The organism is Kitasatospora sp. NPDC096128, assembly GCF_040303105.1.
GTDB lineage: Bacteria > Actinomycetota > Actinomycetes > Streptomycetales > Streptomycetaceae > Kitasatospora.
In genome coordinates this window covers 1-3,553 of the sequence record NZ_JBEOSP010000115.1, presented here as the reverse complement: position 1 = coordinate 3,553, position 3,553 = coordinate 1, and the positions used below count along the sequence as shown (strand labels likewise).

The 3,553-nt window shown below is 71.1% G+C and carries 4 protein-coding genes; 2 read left to right on the top strand and 2 right to left on the bottom strand.

Annotated elements, in window-relative coordinates:
• Positions 1–127 precede the first annotated feature (127 nt).
• Entirely contained in the window at positions 128–355 is a 228-nt protein-coding gene (locus ABTY61_RS41800; RefSeq protein WP_350510489.1) for a DUF3263 domain-containing protein, read from the bottom strand.
• Between the two features lie 122 nt (positions 356–477).
• Between ABTY61_RS41800 and ABTY61_RS41795 the strand changes: the two genes are divergently transcribed.
• Entirely contained in the window at positions 478–828 is a 351-nt protein-coding gene (locus tag ABTY61_RS41795) for a cupin domain-containing protein (protein WP_350510488.1), read from the top strand.
• A 61-nt stretch (positions 829–889) separates the two neighbouring features.
• Here the strand turns inward: ABTY61_RS41795 and ABTY61_RS41790 are convergent, their stop codons facing one another.
• Entirely contained in the window at positions 890–2,128 is a 1,239-nt protein-coding gene (locus ABTY61_RS41790) for an extracellular solute-binding protein (protein WP_350510487.1), read from the bottom strand.
• Positions 2,129–2,475: 347 nt separating this feature from the next.
• On the opposite strand from ABTY61_RS41790, the gene ABTY61_RS41785 reads away from it, so the two are divergent.
• Positions 2,476–3,435, top strand: coding sequence for an ROK family protein (locus ABTY61_RS41785; protein ID WP_350510486.1), 960 nt, complete (start codon positions 2,476–2,478; stop codon positions 3,433–3,435).
• Positions 3,436–3,553 lie beyond the last annotated feature (118 nt).

Below are 3,553 nucleotides of genomic sequence, written 5' to 3'. Positions count from 1 at the left end.
ACTCCCCCACAGAGTCGGCGGTCGGAAAATCATCCAGCCCCCGGAGCGCCCACCCCCGGAACCGCCCCCGGCCTCACCCACCCTCCCGAGAGCCCACCCCCACACCCCAGCCCCGCGCAGCGCCCGTTCACCGAGCCCCCCGCCGCCCCTCCCGCACCCGCCGCAACCGATTCACCAGCACCGGCGCGAACGCCAGCGCCTCCTCCCGGTCCAACAACCCGTTCAGCACCTGGTAGTACCGCGTAGAGGAGAGCCCCAGCTCCTCCCGGATCGCCCGCTCCTTGGCCCCCGCCGTCCGCCACTGCCGCCCTTCCAGCGCCAGCACCGCCCGGTCCCGCTCACTCAGCTCGCCCAGCTCGCCCACCGCACACCACCTCCGCACATCCCCCCACGGACCTACGAAGTGTCATTCTCGGACGCACCCCCGACACACTCTGCCCCCCACCCCGGTGTCCCCGCCCGACTAGCGTCACCCCCATGACCATGCCGAGCTTCGCCGTCCACATCCCCACCACCGACCTCGAACCCGAGCCCCTCGACCCCTCCCAGATCGTCTCCGGCACCCCCGAGGTCACCGGCAAGGTCCTCGCCGAGTCCCCCGACGGCCGCCAGCTGCGCGGCATCTGGCAGATCACCCCGGGCGTGGTCACCGACGTCGAGGCCGACGAGATGTTCGTGGTGCTGAGCGGCCGGGCCACCATCGAGATCGAGGGCGGCCCGACCCTGTCCGTCGGCCCCGGCGACTGCGCCGTCCTGCGCGAGGGCGACCGCACCACCTGGACGGTCCACGAGACCCTCCGCAAGGCCTACGCGATCACGCTCCCCTGAACAAGGCCCCCCAGAAGCCCCCCGCCCCGCCCCCGCCCAGCCCCCGCCCCCCCGGGGGGGCCTACTGCTTACGGACCCGCGCCGCTTCCTTCATCGCCGCATCCTGCAACCCCTGCAGCACCTGCTTCGGCTCCCCGGTCACCGCCTGCCCGATCCCGCTCTTGATCCGGTTGCTGACCTCACCCCACGCCGGATCCCCGAACGGGTAGAAGCTCGCGTTGGTCAGCCCGACCGCGAACTGCTTGAGGTCCTCGTGCTTGGGGTCCGAGGACATCTGGCCGAACGCGTCCTGGGTCACCGGCAGCAGGTTGTACTGCTCGTCGAACTTGAGCTGGTAGTCCTTCGTGTAGACGAAGGACAGGAACTTCTTGATCTCGTTCTTGTGCCCGTTGGCCTTGAACGCCATCATCCAGTCCGCGACGCCGAGGCTCCCGGTCCTCCCCACGCCGTCCTTCTTCGGGATGGCCGCCGTACCGAAGTCGATCTTCCCGGCGGACGCCATCCGCAGCAGGGTCGGGTGCCCGTTGAGCATCGCGACCTTCCCGGAGACGAAGTCCTGGAACACCGGGGTGCGGTTCATCTTGCCCGGGTCCGAATACGTCAGCCCGGTGCTGACCAGGTTGTTCTTCAGCCAGCTGAAGGTCGCCTGGTTCTGGTCGCTGTCGATGGTGTAGTTGCCGACGTCGTCCGAGAGCGAGCCGCCCCCGCTCAGCGTCCACAGCATGGACTCGGCCGGCGCCTCCTCGGGCCCCAGCGGGAGCCCGTACGGGGTCACCCCCGGCACCTTGGCCTTGATCTTCTCCGCCGCGGCCCGCAGTTCGTTCCAGGTGGTGGGCGGCTGCGTGATCCCCGCCTGCCGGAAGACCGCCTTGTTGTAGAAGAGCACCCGCGAGGACGACACGAACGGGATCCCGTACTGGGTGCCCAGCACCTGCCCGGCGTGCGAGAAGTTGTCCATGAACTTGGCCTGGGTGTCCATCGAGAGGACGTCCGCCGCCGGGTACAGCCGGTCGGCCGCGACCTGTTCGGCGAAGCCGCCGGTCTGCAGCAGGTCGGGCGACTTCCCGGCCGCGATCATGTCGTCGACCTTCTTGCCGATGTCGGTCCAGCTGTCCACCTCGACCTGGACCTTGATACCGGGGTTGGCCGCCTCGAAGGCCTTGGAGACCTCGTCCCAGTAGTGCTTGGAGCTGGTCTCGACGTTCTCCCCGTAGTCCGCGGCGACCAGTTTGAGGGTGACCTGCCCGTCGCCCTGCCCGCTGCACGCGCTGACCGTGGTGAGCACCAGTGCTCCGGCCAACGCCGTACCGAGCACACGGAGGGAAACGTGGGCGCGCCTGTCCAACGCGGGTACCGCCTTCAAGAAGGACTACAGCCGGACGAGGGAATCCGGCAGGGGGGAGCGCCACACTCCCAAACCGCTCGCCCATTGGTCCACACCACTCGCCCCCGCCCCTCGAGTAGTTACCGAAGTGCCCTGCTTCATTGCACGATGCGCAACAACCAGTGCACGAGACCCCCGAGCAGGCCCTCCCGCCCAAAGCCCCGCACACCCCCGCACCCGAGACAAAGCTCACCCAGTATGGACCAGACCAATCCGACAACTGGACTAGACCTCTTCGACCCGACCAAGGGAAACTGTCCCCCGTGAAGCACGTCATCGCACTCGATGTAGGCGGCACCGGCATGAAGGCCGCGCTGCTCGCCCAGGACGGCTCCGTGCTGTTCGAAGCACGCCGACCGACCGGGCGGGAACGCGGCACCGACGCCGTCGTCACCGCCATCCTCGACTTCGCCGCCGACCTGGCCGACGAGGGCCGCGCCCGCTTCGGCCTCGCCCCGTCTGCGGCCGGCGTGGCCGTCCCCGGCACGATCGACGAGAAGAACGGGATCGCGGTCTTCTCCGCCAACCTCGGCTGGCGCGACCTCCCGCTGCGCAAGCTGCTCGGCGAGCGCCTGGCCGACACCGCCGGAGGCACCCGCGGCCCCGCGATGCCGGTCGCCCTCGGCCACGACGTGCGGTCGGGCGGCCTCGCCGAGGGCCGGCTCGGTGCCGGCCGCGGCGTCGACCGCTTCCTGTTCATCGCCCTCGGCACCGGCATCGCCGGCGCCATCGGCATCGACGGCCGGATCGAGGCCGGGGCGCACGGCTACGGCGGCGAGATCGGCCACGTCGTGGTCCGCCCCGGCGGCCCCCGGTGCGGCTGCGGCGCCCGCGGCTGCCTGGAGACGCTGGCCTCCGCCTCCGCCGTCTCCCGCGCCTGGGCCGAGGCCAGCGGCGACCCCGACGCCGACGCGGCATCCTGCGCCGCCGCGGTGGACGACGGGGACGACCGCGCCCGCGCGGTCTGGAAGGACGCGGTCGACGCCCTGGCCGACGGCATCGTGCTCGCCCAGAGCCTGCTCGACCCGTCCACGGTCATCGTCGGCGGCGGGCTGGCCGAGGCCGGCGACACGCTCTTCACACCGCTGCGCGCGGCGGTCACCGAGCGCCTGACCTTCCAGATGCCCCCGAAGGTCGTACCCGCCATGCTCAAAGACACCGCGGCGTCCCTGGGCGCCGGCCTGCTCGCCTGGGACCTGCTCTCGATGGAGGTGACCGCGTGACCACCGCGGACCGTGACCGTACTGCCCTGTCCGGCGCCCGGCTCGTCCTGCCCGGCGGCGTCGTCGACGGCGACCGCCTGACCGTCGAAGGCACCCGGATCGCAGGCCTCGGCGGGCA